General features: G+C 74.1%; 13 protein-coding genes. 5 read left to right on the forward strand and 8 right to left on the reverse strand.

The features are described 5' to 3' along the window. Positions 1-79 precede the first annotated feature (79 nt). Both ACYX4T_RS07645 and ACYX4T_RS07650 read left to right on the forward strand, forming a co-directional pair. Positions 80-2,278 carry a bifunctional lysylphosphatidylglycerol flippase/synthetase MprF gene (locus tag ACYX4T_RS07645; RefSeq protein ID WP_476013953.1) on the forward strand — a complete coding sequence of 733 codons (2,199 nt, stop codon included), beginning with the start codon at positions 80-82 and terminating at the stop codon, positions 2,276-2,278. A gap of 10 nt (positions 2,279-2,288) precedes the next feature. Beyond that, positions 2,289-2,516: a DUF2630 family protein gene (locus ACYX4T_RS07650; protein WP_476013954.1), complete on the forward strand. Its 228-nt coding sequence runs from the start codon at positions 2,289-2,291 to the stop codon at positions 2,514-2,516. 89 nt (positions 2,517-2,605) lie between these two features. Here the strand turns inward: ACYX4T_RS07650 and ACYX4T_RS07655 are convergent, their stop codons facing one another. The 5 genes from ACYX4T_RS07655 to ACYX4T_RS07675 form a co-directional block, all read right to left on the reverse strand. Beyond that, entirely contained in the window at positions 2,606-4,165 is a 1,560-nt protein-coding gene (locus ACYX4T_RS07655; protein WP_476013955.1) for an amidase, read from the reverse strand. 61 nt (positions 4,166-4,226) lie between these two features. Next, complete coding sequence (locus ACYX4T_RS07660; RefSeq protein WP_476013956.1) at positions 4,227-5,852, reverse strand: MFS transporter; 1,626 nt, start codon at positions 5,850-5,852, stop codon at positions 4,227-4,229. 93 nt (positions 5,853-5,945) lie between these two features. Continuing rightward, the gene (locus tag ACYX4T_RS07665; RefSeq protein ID WP_476013957.1) at positions 5,946-6,602 is read right to left on the reverse strand and encodes a TMEM175 family protein; all 657 of its coding nucleotides are present in this window, start codon (positions 6,600-6,602) and stop codon (positions 5,946-5,948) included. Between the two features lie 7 nt (positions 6,603-6,609). Further along, the gene (locus ACYX4T_RS07670; protein WP_476013958.1) at positions 6,610-7,221 is read right to left on the reverse strand and encodes a histidine phosphatase family protein; all 612 of its coding nucleotides are present in this window, start codon (positions 7,219-7,221) and stop codon (positions 6,610-6,612) included. A 9-nt stretch (positions 7,222-7,230) separates the two neighbouring features. Next, positions 7,231-7,659 (reverse strand): HIT family protein, encoded by a 429-nt coding sequence (locus ACYX4T_RS07675; RefSeq protein WP_476013959.1) that lies wholly within the window; start codon positions 7,657-7,659, stop codon positions 7,231-7,233. Positions 7,660-7,801: 142 nt separating this feature from the next. Here ACYX4T_RS07675 and glgX point away from each other — a divergent pair, with 142 nt between their 5' ends. Genes glgX through nhaA form a run of 3 tightly spaced genes read left to right on the forward strand, consistent with a single transcriptional unit; the run spans position 7,802 to position 14,360 of the window. After that, positions 7,802-10,021, forward strand: a complete 2,220-nt coding sequence (gene glgX / locus ACYX4T_RS07680; protein WP_476013960.1) for a glycogen debranching protein GlgX — start codon at positions 7,802-7,804, stop codon at positions 10,019-10,021. Beyond that, positions 10,018-12,417, forward strand: coding sequence for a malto-oligosyltrehalose synthase (gene treY, locus ACYX4T_RS07685; protein ID WP_476013961.1), 2,400 nt, complete (start codon positions 10,018-10,020; stop codon positions 12,415-12,417). The genes glgX and treY overlap by 4 nt, the downstream gene beginning before the upstream one ends. A gap of 11 nt (positions 12,418-12,428) precedes the next feature. Continuing rightward, complete coding sequence (nhaA, locus tag ACYX4T_RS07690; RefSeq protein WP_476013962.1) at positions 12,429-14,360, forward strand: Na+/H+ antiporter NhaA; 1,932 nt, start codon at positions 12,429-12,431, stop codon at positions 14,358-14,360. Positions 14,361-14,469: 109 nt separating this feature from the next. On the opposite strand, the gene ACYX4T_RS07695 is transcribed toward nhaA, so the two are convergent. The 3 genes from ACYX4T_RS07695 to ACYX4T_RS07705 all read right to left on the reverse strand — a co-directional run bounded on the left by ACYX4T_RS07695 (position 14,470) and on the right by ACYX4T_RS07705 (position 16,800). Next, complete coding sequence (locus ACYX4T_RS07695) at positions 14,470-15,423, reverse strand: ferric reductase-like transmembrane domain-containing protein (protein ID WP_476013963.1); 954 nt, start codon at positions 15,421-15,423, stop codon at positions 14,470-14,472. Positions 15,424-15,430: 7 nt separating this feature from the next. Beyond that, a complete protein-coding gene (locus ACYX4T_RS07700; RefSeq protein ID WP_274199534.1) occupies positions 15,431-15,610 on the reverse strand; it encodes a hypothetical protein in 180 nt (59 codons plus the stop codon). A gap of 149 nt (positions 15,611-15,759) precedes the next feature. Continuing rightward, the gene (locus ACYX4T_RS07705; RefSeq protein ID WP_476013964.1) at positions 15,760-16,800 is read right to left on the reverse strand and encodes an aldo/keto reductase; all 1,041 of its coding nucleotides are present in this window, start codon (positions 16,798-16,800) and stop codon (positions 15,760-15,762) included. Positions 16,801-16,893: the final 93 nt, after the last annotated feature.

Consider the following 16,893-nt stretch of genomic DNA (forward strand, 5'->3'; position numbering starts at 1 on the left):
CACTCGTCCCATACCTCACCCGTTCAGCCGCACCGAGCGAGCGGGGCCTCGCAGTGTGTGACAGCTCAGGAGATCGCCGATGACGGTCACCGTTCCGCGCGAGCCGACGGACCCCTCGGACCCGACGGACGCCGCCGAGGAGCAGGCTGCTGACCGGCTGGGCGCCGCGCGGGCACGCGTCGAGGGTGTCGCGCGGTGGCGGCCGGTCACCGCGGCGACCGTGCTCCTGCTGCTGGTCACCGGCATCGCGACCGGAGGGTTCTGGAGCCCGGTGGCCGACCGCTCCTGGGCGTCGTCGGTGCTCACGGGCGTGCCGGCGCTCGCCGAGGGCCACGTGTGGACGCCGCTGTCGGCCGCCCTGGTCGGGGCGCACCCGGTCGGCGCGCTGCTCGGCCTCCTGCTCGCCGCCGTCGGGCTCGGGTGGGCGGAGGGCCGGCTGGGCTCCGGGCGCACGGCGCTCGTGCTCGTCGCGGGCCAGCTCGCCGCGCTCCTCGCCGCGACCGCCCTGGTCGCCCTGCTCGCCGCCACCGGCTGGGCCTGGGCCGTGGCGCTCGCGGGCGCGCTGACCGGCGGCGTCTCGACCGGCGTGCTCGCCGTGCTCGCGGTCGCCTCGGCGACCCTGCGCGCGCCGTGGCGGCTGCGGCTGCGGCTGGTGCTCGTCGGGGTCGCGCTGGTCGGGCTGCTGTTCCTCGGCCACCTCGCCGACGCCGCGCACACGCTGGCGCTCGCCGTCGCGCTGCCGCTGGGACGCCGGATCGCCGGACCGGCCGCGGTGCCGTCGCCCGCCGGGCGCCCCGGGCGGCGGGAGTTCCGCCTGGTCGCCGCGGCGGGGCTCGTCGTCATCGCCGTCATCCGCGCGCTGACCCTCGTCGTGCCCGTCGTCGGGCCGCTCGGGAACACCGCCTCGGACTCGACGGTCGTCGAGACCCTGGTGTCGGTGGCGATCTCCCTGCTGCTCGCCGAGGGCCTGCGCCGCGGGCGTCGCCCCGCGTGGGTGGCGGGGCTGGTGCTCGGCGGCTTCTACCTGCTGCTGGGCCTGGTCGTGGTCGGCGTCGTGGTGTTCGCGCAGGTCACCGGCCAGATGGACGACGTCGAGCTCGTCGGCCTCGCGGTCTTCGTGCCGAACGCGGTGTTGTGGTCGGCGCTGGTGGTGTGGCTGGTCGCGGGCCGGCACGCGTTCGCCGTCCCCTCGCGGCGGCGGCTGCGCCGACGCTCCGGGGGCGCCGCCGGCGGCCCCGAGGTCGCCCGCGAGGCGCTGCACCGCCACGGCGGCTCGACGCTGTCGTGGATGGCGACGTGGCCGGAGAACCGGTACCTCCAGCACGCCGACGGGGTCACCGCCTACCGCGCGCACGCCGGGGTCGCCGTGGCGCTCGGCGACCCGATCGTCGCCCCGGCCGACCGGTCGGCGGCGCTCGAGGACTTCCGCGCGACGGCCGAGCGCTCGGGCTGGGTGCCGTGCCTGTTCTCGAGCACCGAGGCGCTCGCGGACGTCGCGCGGGCCGACGGCTGGCGGGCGCTGCAGGTCGCCGAGGACACGCTCATCGACCTCGAGGGCCTCGAGTTCAAGGGCAAGCCCTGGCAGAACGTGCGCAGCGCCTTCAACCGGGCCGGCAAGGCGGGGATCGAGCACAGGATGGTCCACCTCGCCGACGAGCCGCGGGCGGTCGTCGCGCAGGTCCGGGCGATCTCCGAGGAGTGGGTCGGCGACAAGGGCCTGCCCGAGATGGGCTTCACCCTCGGCGGGGTCGAGGAGGCGCTCGACCCGGAGGTGCGCACCGGCCTCGCCGTCGACGCCGAGGGCACCGTCCACGGCGTCACCTCGTGGCTGCCGGTGTACGGGGCCGGCGGCGAGGTCGTCGGCTGGACCCTCGACGTCATGCGCCGCCGGCAGGAGGGGTTCCGGGCGGTCGTCGAGTACCTCATCGCCTCGGCGTGCCTGACGTTCCAGGCCGAGGGCGCGCGGTTCCTGTCGCTGTCCGGGGCGCCGCTGGCCCGGGCCGGTGGCGAGGGCGGTGGCGAGGGCGGCGGTGAGGGTGAGGGTGAGGGCGGGGCGCAGGTCCTCGACCGCGTCCTCGACCGCATGGGCGAGCTCCTCGAGCCCTACTACGGCTTCCGCTCGCTGCACACGTTCAAGGCGAAGTTCCAGCCGCGCTACGAACCGATGTTCCTGCTCTACCGCGACGAGGCCGACCTCCCGCGCGTCGGGATCGGCATCGGGCGCGCCTACCTCCCCGATGCCCGCGTCCGCGATCTCGTGGCGCTGGTGCGGGGCTAGGCTCGATCGCATGGCGGACGAGGACACCCTGGGCACCATCCACGAGCTGGTCGACGAGGAGCACCGACTGCGCGGGCACGGGGAGGCGATCAACGACGAGGACCGGGCGCGCCTGGCGCAGATCGAGGAGCAGCTGGACCAGTGCTGGGACGCCCTGCGCCGCCGCCGCGCGGGCCGGGACTTCGGCGGCGACCCCGGCCACGCGACCGAGAAGCAGGTGCACGACTACCTGCAGTAGGCGCGCACCTCGCCGCCCCGAGCCCGGTTCCGGCGAAGGGCGCCCCTCGCTCCTCCGTGCGAACGAAGGGGCCCTTCGCTCAGAACCTCTCAGCCCGCGGCCACCGTCGTCCGCGCCTCGACGCCGGGCGGCGAGGGGAATCCCCCGACCGCCTGCTCGAAGGCGTGGGCGACGCGCAGGCAGGTGGCGTCGTCGAAGCGCCGACCGATCATCATCATCCCGACCGGGAGCCCGTCGACCGGAGCGGCCGGGACCGAGGTCGCGGGGTGGCCGGTGACGTCGGTGGGCGCCGTGTTCACGATCATCTCCAGCGCCCGGGCGACGCTCTCCGACGGCGGCGCGCCCTCGGCGACCAGCGTCGTCGGGAGGATCGGCACCGTCGGCATGACCAGCACGTCGTGCTCGGCGAGCGCCGCGTCGTAGGCCGCGCGGGCCGTCGGGACGAGGTTGCGCGCCATGGCGTAGTGCCGCCCGTGCTCGCGGGTCAGCGCGTGCCGCCCCGCCATCGTCACCATCTTCACGGTGTCGGAGAAGTGGTGCCCGCCCTCGGCGCGGCGCCCGCCGTAGTGCGCGATGAGGTCCGGGTCGTAGAGACCCTCCCAGTTCATGCCGTAGCCGTTGCCCTCGATCATCTGCGCGACGACGCCGTCGGTGGCGACGACCGTCCAGACGTCGAAGGCGTGCCGGTGCCACGGCACCGAGACCTCGTCGACCGACATCCCCGCGCCCGCGAGGACGTCGAGCGCCGCCCGCACGCTCGCGTCGACGCCGGGCACCGAGAGGCCCTCGTGCCCGAACCCCTCGGTGACGACGCCGACCCGCAGGCCCTGCGCGCCGCGCGCGATCTCGGCGAGGAAGTCGACGGGGGCCAGCGCGTCGGGCTGGCGGGGGTCGAGCCCGTCGGGGCCGGCCATGATCCCGAGGGCGAGCGCGGCGTCGCCGACCGTGCGGGTCATGGGACCGAGGTGGTCGATCGTCGCCTCGATCGGGAACGCGCCGGTGTAGGGCACGAGGCCGTGGGTGGGCTTGTGCCCGACGATCCCGCTCATCGCCGCGGGCATGCGCACCGAGCCGCCCTGGTCGCCGCCGGTGGCGAGGTCGACCTCGCCGGCCGCGAGCAGCGCCGCGCTGCCGCTGGAGGAGCCGCCGGTGGTGCGGGTCGGGTCCCAGGGGTTGCGCACGGGCCCGGTGTGGGAGGTGTGGCTGGCCCCGGAGAAGCAGAGGTCCTCGCAGACGGCCTTGCCGGTGACGGTGGCGCCGGCCTCGAGCAGCCGGGTCACGACGGTCGCGTCGCGCTTCGGGACGTAGCCGTCGACGAGGCGTGACCCGTTGGCCATCGGGATGCCGGCGACGGCGGTGTTGTCCTTCACGGCCACGGTGCGCCCGGAGAGCGGGCCGTCGGGCGCGCCCTCGACGCGGCAGCACACGTACCAGGCGCCCCAGCGGTTCTCCCCCTCGGCGGGCCACGACCAGGTGCGGTCCGGCGCGGTCGGCGACTGCGCGGCCCACAGCTCCTCGACGCGGTCGTAGGCGCCGAACGAGCCCTCGACGAGCGGGGCGAAGGCGGCGAGCCCTTCGGGGTCGAGACCGAGGCGGTCGCGCTCGGCCAGGGCGGCGAGCTCTTCGGGGGTGGGAGGGGTGACGGGCACGTCGTCTCCTGTCGGCCGCTGGGCGGGAGCCCCACCGTAGGGAGCGCGACCGGCCCGCAGGTCACGATGGAGTGACGGTGCCCCCGGGCCCGTCGCGGGTGCCGTCCTCGCCCCACGCCACGTCGGGCGTGTCCGCCTCGGCGACCTCGGTGTCGGGATCCGGGGGCCGGCGCACGAGCCAGGCCGAGGTGACGACCCCGATCACCGCGAGCACCGAGACGGCGAGGAACGCGACGACGTAGCCCTGGTCGGAGGCGCGCTCGGCGACCTGGAGGTACTCGAGGACCCGCGGGTCGAACGTCGAGGGCCGCAGCCCCGTCTGCTCGGCGTTCTCGAGGGCGTCGCGCAGCTCGGTGCCGGCCTCGGCGGTGATCGGTGGCAGGCCGCGCTCGGCGGCGCCGTCGGCCAGTGCCTGCAGGTAGGTCAGGTGCAGCAGGGCGTAGAGCAGGGCGATCCCGATCGCGCCGCCGCCCTGCTCGGCGGTCGCCGACACCCCCGAGGCCTGCCCGTGCGCGTGCTCGGGCACCGTGTCGAGGCTGACGGGGTCGTTCACCGTGAGCACCACGGCGAGCCCGACCCCGTAGACCACCAGCCCCGGCAGCAGCCACCAGAACGCGTTCTGCGGCATGCCCAGGGCCAGCAGGACCCCGGAGACGGCCAGCAGCCCGAACCCCACGACGAGCGGCGGCCGGCCACCGGCGGCGTCGTACCAGCGCCCGACCAGGGGCGCGACGACCACCATCGGCACGGTGGTCGCCAGCAGCGCGAGGCCCGCGAGCGCCGGGTCCAGCTGCAGGTTGAGCACGAGCGCGAGGGGCAGGATCAGCCCCAGACCCATCTCCGCCATGCCGGCGAGGCCCTGCGAGACCGTCGCCCCGCGGTAGTCGCGGCTCGCGCGCAGCAGCTGCAGGTCGAGCAGCGGGTCGGCGGTGCGCCGCTCCCACCACACGAACAGCACGGCGGCGACGACGGCCACGACGAGCGACACGACGACGTCGGGCGCGGTCCAGCCCTCGGTGGTCGTCTGCGCGAAGCCGAACACGAGCCCGACGAGGACGAGCCCCAGGAGCGCCGCGCCGACGAGGTCGACGCGCACCCCCTCCCGGCGGGGACCGTCGGGCGGAACCGCGCGCAGCGTCGCCCACAGCGTCACCACCAGCAGCGGGAGGTTGATCAGGAGCACCGCGCGCCAGCTCACGGCGGAGGTGAGCAGGCCCCCGATGGTCGGGCCGAGCGCGCCGGCGGTCGCCGCGACGCCGCCCATCGTGCCGAGCGCCTGGCCGCGCTCCCGCGGCGCGAAGGCGTCGCTGAGGATCGCCACCGTCGCGGGCAGCATCAGCGCACCGCCCGCGCCCTGGCACACCCGCGCCGCGAGCAGCACCGGGAAGTCCGGTGCCAGACCCCCGACCGCCGAGGCGCCGGCGAACACGACCGATCCCAGCAGGAACACCCGGCGGCGCCCGAACAGGTCGCCGAGCCGCCCGCCGAGCACGAGCAGACCCGCGAGCGGCAGCAGGCTCGCGGTGAGCACCCACTGCACGAGCGTGGAGCTCACGCCGAAGTCCTGGGCGATGTCGGGCAGCGCCAGCGGCACCGCCGTCTGGTCCACGAGGATCATCGCGTTGGCGACGGTCATCGCCGCGAGGATCGTGCGCCGTCGGGCGTGCGACCCGGTCGCCGTGCTCATGGACCTCCCCCCGCCGACCGTGACCCGCCGACCTCGACCTGCCGAGCCTGGTCGCTGCGGGCCCCGGGGACAAGAGCCGGGGACGACGACGCGTCAGCCGGACGGGGGACGCGCGAGGTGACGCTCGACCAGGGGCGCGAGCACGCGCTCGAGGGGCGAGGTCAGGAAGAGCAGCAGCAGCGGCCAGTAGCCCAGGCCCGGCGCCACGAGCGTCACCACGAGCACGAGGAGCAGCAGCAGCGCCGTGCCGCCCGCGGCGGTGTCGCGCAGCGCCCGGGCCTCGTCGCGCGGCAGCGAGCGGCGCACGAGCACCGCGGTCACCGAGAGCAACGCGCTGCTCGCGAACAGGGTCGCGACGTAGAAGCGCAGCGTGAAGTGGTCCTCGGGGAACGACGCGATCATCTCGGTCGGGAAGGGCAGCACGACGATCGTGAACAGCCACGCGGTGTTGACGCCGACGAGCGTGCGGCTGATGCGCCGTGCCCGGTCGAAGACGCGGTGGTGGGCGGCCCAGAAGCGCGCGATGACCGCGAAGCTCAGGACGAAGCTGCCGATCGCGGCGAGGTTGCCGGTGAGGACCGCCAGGCCGGAGGTGCCCGGCTCGCCGACCTCGGGGACGAGCTCGGCCAGCGGCAGCACGAGCAGCGTCAGCGCGATCGCCACCACGCCGTCGCTGAAGGCGAGCAGGCGCTCGGGGCCGAGCCAGTCGCCCCGGTCGTCGACCTGTGCGTCCTCCCCCGCCTCCGCCATCACGGCCTCACAGCAGCCCGGCGAGGTGCTGGGTCTCGTTCACCGAGCTCACCCGGCGACCGCCCGACCGCGAGACGAGCACGCGTGTCACCGACGTGTGGTGCAGCGGGAACGTCAGCGGCCGGTCGATGCCGAGGATGCCGGTGACGTAGGTGTTGATCACACCGGCGTGGCAGACGACGACCGCCGTGGCCCGCGGGTCCTGGCGCGCCACGACCGCGTCGAGGGCGCCCGCGAGGCGGGCGCTGAACGCCGGGCCGTCGACGTAGGACGGGAACACCCCGGACCGGATGGCCTGCCAGTCCTCGTCGGCCTCGTCGCGCAGGTGCACCGGGCGGTAGGACCCGCGCCCGCGGTCGAACTCGCACAGGTCCTCGACGGCGACCGGCTCCGGGGTCCCGAGCAGGCGCACGGCGGGGGCCGCCGACTCCCGGGCGCGCCGCATCGTCGAGGTGACGATCTCGGTGACGCCGTCGCGGTCGGGCGCGTCGGCGAGCCACGTCGCGAAGCGCTCGGCCTGCTCGTGCCCGCGCGCGGACAGGGCCGGGTCGGCGCCGGCCGTGCCCGGCTCGGCGGTCGCCGCGAGGGGCTCGGCGTGGCGGACGAGCAGCAGCTGCATCGGGCGCGGTCAGGCGTCCGGGACGGCGGCGCCGTGCCCGGCGGCGCGCAGCCCGTCGCGGATCGACTCGGCGTTCCGGTCCATCGCGGCGGGGTCCGGGTCGGTCTCGGCCCGGCTGAAGTCGAACGCCTCCAGCCCCCAGGCGGGGTGGACGTGCACGTGGAGGTGCGGCACCTCGAAGCCCGCGATCATGAGCGCCACACGCGGCGGCGACCAGGTGTCACGGATCACGGTGCCGATCGTCTTCGCCACCGCCATGGCGTGCTCGAACAGGCCGTCGGGGGCGTCGATCCACTGGTCGACCTCCTCCCGCGGCACCACCAGCACGTGGCCGGGCCCGAGAGGGTTGATGGAGAGGAACCCGACCACCTGCTCGTCCGACCAGACGAACCGTCCCGGGATCTCGCCGTTGATGATCTTGGTGAAGACGGTGGCCACGGCGGGGATCGTAGCGATCGACCCGGCGCGTCGCGGGCCCGTCCTGCATCGATCACGATCAGTCGGCCGCGGCCCGTATTCTCGGCGTGCACGTTCGGGCACCCCCGTCCGCGTTCACCCCCCACACCACGGAGGAAGCCCGATGCAGCCCTGGCCCGGCACGTCCTATCCCCTGGGGGCGACCTACGACGGCGCCGGGACCAACTTCGCGCTGTTCAGCGAGGTCGCCGAGAGCGTCGAGCTGTGCCTGTTCGACGATGCCGGCCGGGAGACCCGCATCGCGCTGCCCGAGCGCGACGGCTTCGTCTGGCACGGCTACCTGCCCGGCATCGTGCCCGGTCAGCGCTACGGCTACCGGGTGCGTGGCCCGCTCGACCCGGCGCACGGCCAGCGCTGCAACAGCCACAAGCTGCTCATCGACCCCTACGCGAAGGCGCTCGACGGCACGCTCGGTACCACCTACGCGTGGGACGAGGCGCTGTTCGGCTACCACTTCGACGACGCCGACGAGACCAACCACGACGACTCGGCGCCCCACGTGCCGAAGTCCGTGGTCATCAACCCGTTCTTCGACTGGCACGACGACCGCCCGCCGCGCACGCCCTACCACGACACCGTCATCTACGAGGCGCACGTCAAGGGCCTGACGTACCTGCACCCCGAGATCCCCGAGGAGATGCGCGGCACCTACTCCGGTGTGGCGCACCCGGCGGTCATCGCGCACCTGCAGCGCCTCGGCGTCACCGCCATCGAGCTCATGCCCGTGCACCAGTTCGTGCACGACGACGCGCTCGTGCAGCGCGAGCTGCGCAACTACTGGGGCTACAACACGATCGCCTTCTTCGCCCCGCACTTCGGCTACGCGAGCGTCGGCATCACGGGCAGCCCGGCGCCCGGCGCGCACGTGCAGGAGTTCAAGGCGATGGTGCGCGACCTGCACGCCGCGGGCATCGAGGTCATCCTCGACGTCGTCTACAACCACACCGCCGAGGGCAACCACCAGGGCCCGACGCTGTCGATGCGCGGCATCGACAACCAGGCGTACTACCGCCTCGTCGACGACGAGCCGCAGTACTACATGGACTACACGGGCACCGGGAACTCGCTCAACGTCCGCCAGCCGCACACGCTGCAGCTGATCATGGACTCGCTGCGCTACTGGGTCACCGAGATGCACGTCGACGGCTTCCGGTTCGACCTCGCGGCCACGCTCGCGCGCGAGTTCTACGACGTCGACCGGCTCTCGACGTTCTTCGACCTCGTGCAGCAGGACCCGGTGATCTCGCAGGTCAAGCTCATCGCCGAGCCCTGGGACGTCGGCCCCGGCGGCTACCAGGTCGGCAACTTCCCGCCCGGCTGGACCGAGTGGAACGGCAAGTACCGCGACACCGTGCGCGACTTCTGGCGCGGCACCCCGGGCACGCTCGGCGAGTTCGGGTCGCGGCTGACCGGGTCGAGCGACCTCTACCAGGACGACGGCCGCCGGCCCTACGCGTCGGTCAACTTCGTCACCGCGCACGACGGCTTCACCCTCAACGACCTCGTCTCCTACAACGAGAAGCACAACGAGGCCAACGGCGAGGGCGGGCAGGACGGCGCCGACGACAACAACTCCTGGAACCACGGCGTCGAGGGCCCCACCGACGACGCCGCGATCCTCGAGCTGCGCCAGCGCCAGCGCCGCAACTTCCTCGCCACGCTCTTCCTCTCGCAGGGCGTGCCGATGCTGCTGCACGGCGACGAGATCGGGCGCACCCAGTACGGCAACAACAACGGCTACTGCCAGGACTCCGAGATCTCCTGGATGGAGTGGTCCCCGGAGAAGTCCGACTCCGAGCTCATGGACTACACGAGCAAGGTCTCCGAGCTCCGCGCGTCGCACCCGGTCTTCCGCCGGCGCCGCTTCTTCAACGGCCGCCCGATCCGCCCGGCCGCCGGTGCCCCCGACGCCGAGGTCCAGCGCGACATCGCCTGGTTCACCTCGTCGGGCGAGGAGATGACCGACCAGGACTGGGAGTCGGGCGAGGCGGCCGTGCTCACCGTCTTCCTCAACGGCGACGGCATCCTCGAGAGCGACCCGCGCGGCCAGCGGGTCGTCGACGACACCTTCCTCGTGATCTTCAACGCCCACCACGAGGACGTCGAGGTGACGCTGCCCGGCGCGGGCTTCCCGCACCGCTGGGCCACGGTCCTCGACACCACCACCGGCGAGGTGGTCGTGGGCACCACGCGCACCGCGCAGACCTGGAACACCCCGCCGCTGCCCGACGGCCTGGACGACCGCGTGGGCGGCGACGTCCTCACCGTCACCTCGCGGTCGATGCTCCTGCTGCAGCGCACCGACGTGACGGAGCACGGATGATCCCGGCGTCCACCTACCGGCTGCAGCTCTCCCCCGCGCAGCCCTTCGCCGACGCGCGCGACCTCGTCGGCTACCTCGACGGGCTCGGCGTCGGCGCGCTGTACTGCTCGCCGATCCTGCAGGCCTCCCCCGGCTCGACGCACGGCTACGACGTCGTCGACCCGACGCGGGCGAACGACGAGCTGGGCGGCGAGGAGGGCCGGCGCGAGCTGGTGGCCACGCTGCGGGCGGCCGGGCTCGGCGTGCTCGTCGACCTCGTGCCCAACCACATGGGCGTCGCGGTGCCGGAGGCCAACCCGTCGTGGTGGTCGCTGCTGCGCGAGGGTGCGGGCTCGCCCTACGCGGACTGGTACGACGCGGACCTCGGCGACCTCGCCGCCCGCCCGTTGCTGATCCCCGTCCTCGGCTCGCCCGAGGCCGTCGACGAGCTCACCCTCTCCGACGACCGCACCGAGCTGCGCTACCACGAGCACCGCTACCCGGTCGCCCCCGGCACCGGGGAGGACGGCTCGGGTGGGAGGGCGACGGCACAGGAGGTGCACGAGCGCCAGCACTACCGGCTGGTGCACTGGCAGCGCGGCAACGCGGAGCTGACCTACCGCCGGTTCTTCGACGTCTCCGACCTCGCGGCCGTGCGCGTCGACGACCCGGCGATCTTCGACGCCACCCACGCCGAGGTGCTGCGCTGGCGTTCCGCGGGCGAGCTGGACGGCCTGCGCATCGACCACCCCGACGGCCTCACCACCCCGGGCGACTACGTGCGGCGGCTGCGCGCGGCGCTGGGCGACGAGGCGTGGCTGCTCGTCGAGAAGATCCTCGGCCCGGACGAGGCGCTGCCGCTGTCCTGGCCCGTCGACGGCACCACGGGCTACGAGGCGCTGCGCGAGGTCCAGGGCCTGTTCGTCGACCCGCGGGGCGAGGCGCTGATCGACGCCGTGTCCGCGCAGCACACCGGGTCGCGCGAGGCCCTGTCGATCACCGAGCACGTCGCGAAGCGCCTGGTCACCGACGAGATCCTCGTGGCCGAGGTCAAGCGGATCGCCGCGCTGGTGCCCGGTGACGGCGACGGCGGGGACGACCCCTCGAAGGTCCAGGACGCGGTGGCCGAGCTGCTCGGCGCCTACCCCGTGTACCGCTCCTACCTGCCGGAGGGCCGCGACGCGCTCGACCGTGCCGTCGACACCGCGGCCACCGCGCGGCCCGAGCTCGCCGAGATCGTCCGCCGGATCCACGCGGCCATGACCGCGGAGCCCGACGGCCACCTCACCCGCCGGGTCGAGCAGACCAGCGGCATGGTCACGGCCAAGGGCGTCGAGGACACCACGTTCTACCGGTGGAACCGCTTCGTCGCGCTCAACGAGGTCGGCGGGGCGCCGGACCGGTTCGGCGTGTCGCCGGCGGAGTTCCACACGAAGGCCGCCGCCCGCGACGCGGCGAGCCCGGCGACGATGACCACCCTCTCGACCCACGACACCAAGCGCAGCGAGGACGTCCGGGCGCGCCTGGCGGTGCTCTCCGAGCTCACCGCCGAGTGGGGCGCGTTCCTGCGCTCGGCGTCGGCCCGCCACCCCCTTCCTTCGGGCCAGCTGCCCTCCCCGTCGCTGGAGCTCTTGGCGTGGCAGTCGGTGCTCGGGGCCTGGCCGCTCACCGAGGAGCGCCTGGCGGGCTACCTGACCAAGGCCTCGAAGGAGGCCAAGCTCGTCACCGCGCACGTCCCCATGAGCCAGGTGCCGGTGGCGCCCGAGGTCGACGAGGCGATCGCGGCCTGGCCCGGCCAGGTGCTGGGCGACGCGGAGGCCGTCGCCGAGATCGAGGCGTTCGTCGCGAGCATCGACCGTCACGGCCGGTCCAACGCGCTGGGCCAGAAGCTGCTGCAGCTCGCCGGGCCCGGCGTCCCCGACGTCTACCAGGGCACCGAGCTCTTCGAGTACTCGCTGGTCGACCCCGACAACCGGCGCCCGGTCGACTTCGACCTCCGCCGCCGGCTGCTCGAGCGGCTCGACGGCGGCTGGGCCCCGGCGGTCGACGCCGACGACCTCGAGGAGGTCGCGGCGACGAAGCTCGCGGTCGTCGCGGCGGCCCTGCGCCTGCGGCGCTTCCGGCCCGAGCTGTTCGACGGCTACACGCCGCTGCCGGCGTCCGGGGTGGCCGCCGACCACGCGGTCGCGTTCGCCCGGGGCGGCCCGGCGGGGCGCGAGCGGCTGGTGGCCGTCGCCACCCGGCTCCCGGTCGGTCTGCACGCGGCGGGCGGCTGGGGCGACACGGTGCTCCCGCTGCCCGGCGGCGCCGACGACTGGACCGACGTCGTCACCGGACGCGCCGTCGACGGTGGTGCGCCGCGTCTCACACAGCTCCTCGACCGCTACCCCGTGGCGCTGCTCGTCCGACCTGCCTGACACTGCCCCGCATGACCGACGTGACGGAGAACCGTCCACGGTGGCACGGCGTCCTCGAGCGGATCGCGGAGGCCCGGCGCGGCGACTCGAGCGAGTCGCTCGCGGCAGTGTTCATGCTCGGCGCGACCGTGATCGCGCTGCTCTGGGCGAACTCGCCGTGGGGCGCGACGTACGACGCGTTCTGGCACACGCACCTGGCGATCTCGTTCGGCGGGACGTCGATCGACCTCGACCTGCAGCACTGGGTCAACGACGGCCTCATGGCGCTGTTCTTCTTCGTCGTCGGTCTGGAGGTCAAGCGCGAGTTCGCGCTCGGCGAGCTGCGGGACCGGTCGAAGGCGGCGGTCCCGCTCACCGCCGCCGTCGCCGGCCTCGCGCTGCCCGCGGTGCTCTTCCTGCTGCTCAACCCGTCGGGACCCGAGGCCGCCGCCTGGGGCGTCGTGATCTCCACCGACACGGCGTTCCTGCTCGGGGCGCTGGCGGTGATCGCTCCCGGCCGGGCCGAGCGGCTCCGGATCTTCCTGCTCACGCTCGCGGTCGCCGACGACATCGGCGCGTTGGCGATCATCGCGCTCGTCTACACCGACGAGCTGAACATCGTCCCGCTGCTCGTCGCGGTCGGCGGGCTGCTCCTGATCTGGCAGCTGCGACGGCTGCGGGTCTGGCGCGGCGGCGGCTACCTGGTCGTCTCCCTGGTGACGTGGGTGGCCCTCTACGAGTCCGGCGTGCACGCGACCCTCGCCGGGGTGCTCATCGCCCTGCTGCTGCCGGTGTACCCGCCGAAGCGCCGGGAGGTCGAACGGGCGGCGGCGCTTGCCCGGGCCTTCCGCCAGTCACCGAACCCGGAGTACGCGCGGAGCGCCCGGCTGGGGCTGGAGCGCGCGGTGTCGGTCAACGAGCGGCTCATGCGGCTCTGGCAGCCCTACAGCGCGTTCATCATCGTGCCGGTGTTCGCGCTGGCCAACGCCGGCGTGCCCCTGACCGCCGAGACGCTGCGCACGGCCGCGACCTCCCCGCTGACCTGGGGCGTCGTGCTCGGTCTGGTGGCCGGCAAGTTCGTCGGCATCACCGGCGCCACCGCGATCCTGCACCGGCTGCGTCCCGGCAGCCTCGCCCCCGGGCTGACGGTGCCGCAGATCGCCGGCGGCGCGGCGCTCTCGGGCATCGGGTTCACCATCTCGCTGTTCATCGTCGACCTCGCCCTCGACGACGAGGCCCTCGCCGACCAGGCCCGCGTCGGCGTGCTCGCCGCGTCGCTGCTCGCGCTCGGGCTGGGGGCGCTGGTGTTCCGCGCGGGCCGGTCGTCGCTGCCCGAGGGGCCCTCGCGCGACCTGCTGCGCCCCGTCGACGTGCACCGCGACCACGTCCGCGGCCCCGCCGACGCGCCGCTGACGATCGTCGAGTACGGCGACTTCGAGTGCCCCTTCTGCGGCAAGGCGACCGGCAACATCCGCCAGGTCCGCGAGCACTTCGGCGACGAGATGCGCTACGTGTTCCGCCACTTCCCGCTCGAGGAGTTCCACCCCCACGCCCGCGACGCCGCGGAGGTCGCCGAGGCCGCGGCCGCGCAGGGGCGGTTCTGGGACGTCCACGACCGGTTCTTCGCGAACGCCGACGCGCTCGAGCACGAGGACCTCCTGCGCTACTGCGCCGAGCTCGGCCTCGACGTCGACCGCATCGAGGAGGACCTGCGCGACGGCGGCCCGCACAACCACGTTGCCGACGACGCGATCGACGCCGGCAGCAGCGACCTGCCCGGCACGCCGACGTTCTACCTCGCCGCCGGCGACGCCGTGCCCCAGCGCCACCTCGGGCCCTACGACGCCAAGACCCTCATCGGCGAGCTCGAGCGCATGCGCGCGGAGCAGACCACCGCCGACACCGTCGACACCGCCGACACCGCCGGCGCGGGCGACGTGGGCGACGTGGTCGACCCGCGCTGAGGCTCGCGGGTTGGCACAGCGAACGCCCTATCGGCGTGCTCCCCTGAACTCGCTGCTTCTAGGCGCCCGAACTCCCCGTTCGCGCGCCCGCGCCGCGCCCGGGACCCGGTCACCGCCGGCGAGGGCGCGGTGGCAGGGCGACGGTCGGGGCCTCGGGACCACCGAGGGTGTCGGTCCGCGCCTCGGCGCTGGCGTCGTCCTCGGGGTCGGCGGCGTGGCGGGCGTGCCGTCCAGCTCCCGCCGCAACGCCGGTGTCCTCGGAGGGTCGGGGCACGACGCGCATCTCGAGGACCTCGCCCCGCCCGGCCGCGCCCTCGTCCTCGCCCGCGTCGCTCGCCGCGGGCGCCGCGAACGGGGCGTTCGTGCGCGTAGAAGCAGCGAACAGCGCGTTCGCTGCGTCCTCGCCCGCCGCGTCCTCGCCCGCCGGCTCCTCGCCGCCCACCACGGGCTGGGCGCCGGTGGCGTGGTCGGCGGCCTTGCGGGCCTCGGCGGGGTCGGTGCGGCCGCGGTCGGCGAGCGGCACCGACGCGGGACGCCGGCGCGCGGCGCGGCGGTGGAGCAGGGCGGCGACGACCAGCGCCGTCGCGACCAGCGGCACGACGAGCGTCCACCACGTCCCACCCCGCAGCGAGGCGTTGGCGACGGCGTGCGCGACGGCCACGGGGAAGCAGACGTACGACGTCCAGTGCACGACGAGCCAGGCCCGCTTGGACAGGTACTTCCGCAGGCTCGACGAGATCACCACGGCGAGCAGCAGGTCGAGCGCGAGGGCCCCCATCCCCACCGGCCACGGGTTGAACGACGCCGTCCCGGGCACCACGACGTGGTACCAGCGCAGCGGCAGGTACGGCGTGATCAGCACCGTCACGACGTGCAGCGCCACGAACACCACGGTGATCAGGGCGAGGTTGCGGTGCAGCGCGACGAGCACGAACCGCGGCAGCGCCTGGCCGAGCAGCGTGCTCAGCGAGGTGTTGTGCAGCGCGCCGAGCGCGAGCACGACGCCCAGGAGCAGGAGCGCGACGAGGCCGAGCGCCCGCGAGATGTTCCAGAGCTCGATCACGCGCCACTCAGCGGTACTCGGCGGTGGTGACCCGCGGGACGTCGGCGGCGGTCGACGACGCGGAGATGCCGGCGTGCAGCGCCACCACGAGCATCGCCGCGGCCACCGTGATCCACGCGGTCAGCTCGACGATCGTGCGCTTGTTCTCCTCGTGCTGGACGGCCTTCGCCGTGCGTCGACCGGGCACCGGCGCCTCCCTCCTCGTCGCCCGCACAGGATGGACGATCGCGGAGTGTGACCCCGATCAGGGGGCGCGCCGCTCGTGCACCGACGACGCGGGCGTGGTGCCGTCCCTTCCCGCGCGGGTCGGGCCGGCACCACGGCCGGGAGAGGCGCTCAGCCCAGCAGCGTCGCGTCCGCCGGCGAGAGCCGGTCGGTGATGGTGTTCTTCTGGTGCCAGTAGGGGTAGAGCAGCGGCGTCGCCGACACCTCGTCGAGGCGGCGCACGTCCTCGTCGGTGAGCGCGAGCTCGGCGGCGGCGAGGTTGTCGGCGAGCTGCTCCTCGGTCCGCGCGCCGATGACGAGCGACGTGACCCCGGGCTTGCGCAGCAGCCACGCGTTGGCCACCTGCGCCACCGAGACGCCGTGCGCGCCGCCGATCTCCGCGGCGACCTCGATGATGTCGTAGAGCCGCTCGCGGTCGTGGACCGGCGGCTCGGACCACTCGCCGAGGTGGCGCGAGGTCTCCGGGTCGTCCTGGCCGCGGCGGAACTTGCCCGAGAGCAGGCCGCCCGCGATCGGGCTCCAGACGAGGATGCCGAGGCCCTGGTCGATCGACACCGGGACCAGCTCGTTCTCGGCCTCGCGCGCCTGCAGCGTGTAGTGGATCTGCTGGGAGACGAAGCGCTGGTACTCGTCACGCTCGGACACCCCGAGGGCCTTCATGATGTGCCAGGCCGAGTAGTTCGAGCAGCCGATGTAGCGGATCTTGCCCTTGGAGACCAGCGTGTCCAGGGCCTCGAGGGTCTCCTCGAGCGGCGTGACGCCGTCCCACCCGTGCAGCTGGTAGAGGTCGATGTGCGAGACGTCGAGGCGGCGCAGGCTGTCCTCGACGCTGCGCACGATGTGCTGGCGCGAGGCGCCGGCGTCGTTGGGGTCGTCGCTCATCGGGAAGCGGCACTTGGTGGCGATCAGCAGGTCGTCGCGGTGGTTCTTCGTCGCCTGCCCGACGATCTCCTCGGACACGCCCGCGGAGTACATGTCCGCGGTGTCGACGAGGTTGACGCCGTGGTCGACGCAGAGGTCGATCTGGCGGGTGGCGCCCTCGACGTCGGTGCTGCCGAGCGTGGAGAACCCTCCCTTCCCGCCGAACGTCATCGTGCCCATGGTCATCGTCGAGACCCGCAGGCCCGACCGTCCGAGAGTGCGGTACTCCATGCCGACCGGTTGCCCCTGACCGGTCGGGCGGGAACGTGAGATGAGCGAAGGGCCCCTCCGCTCGATCCACTCGAGCGGAGGGGCCCTCCGGTC

Source organism: Actinomycetospora sp. ABD4_176, from assembly GCF_056311855.1.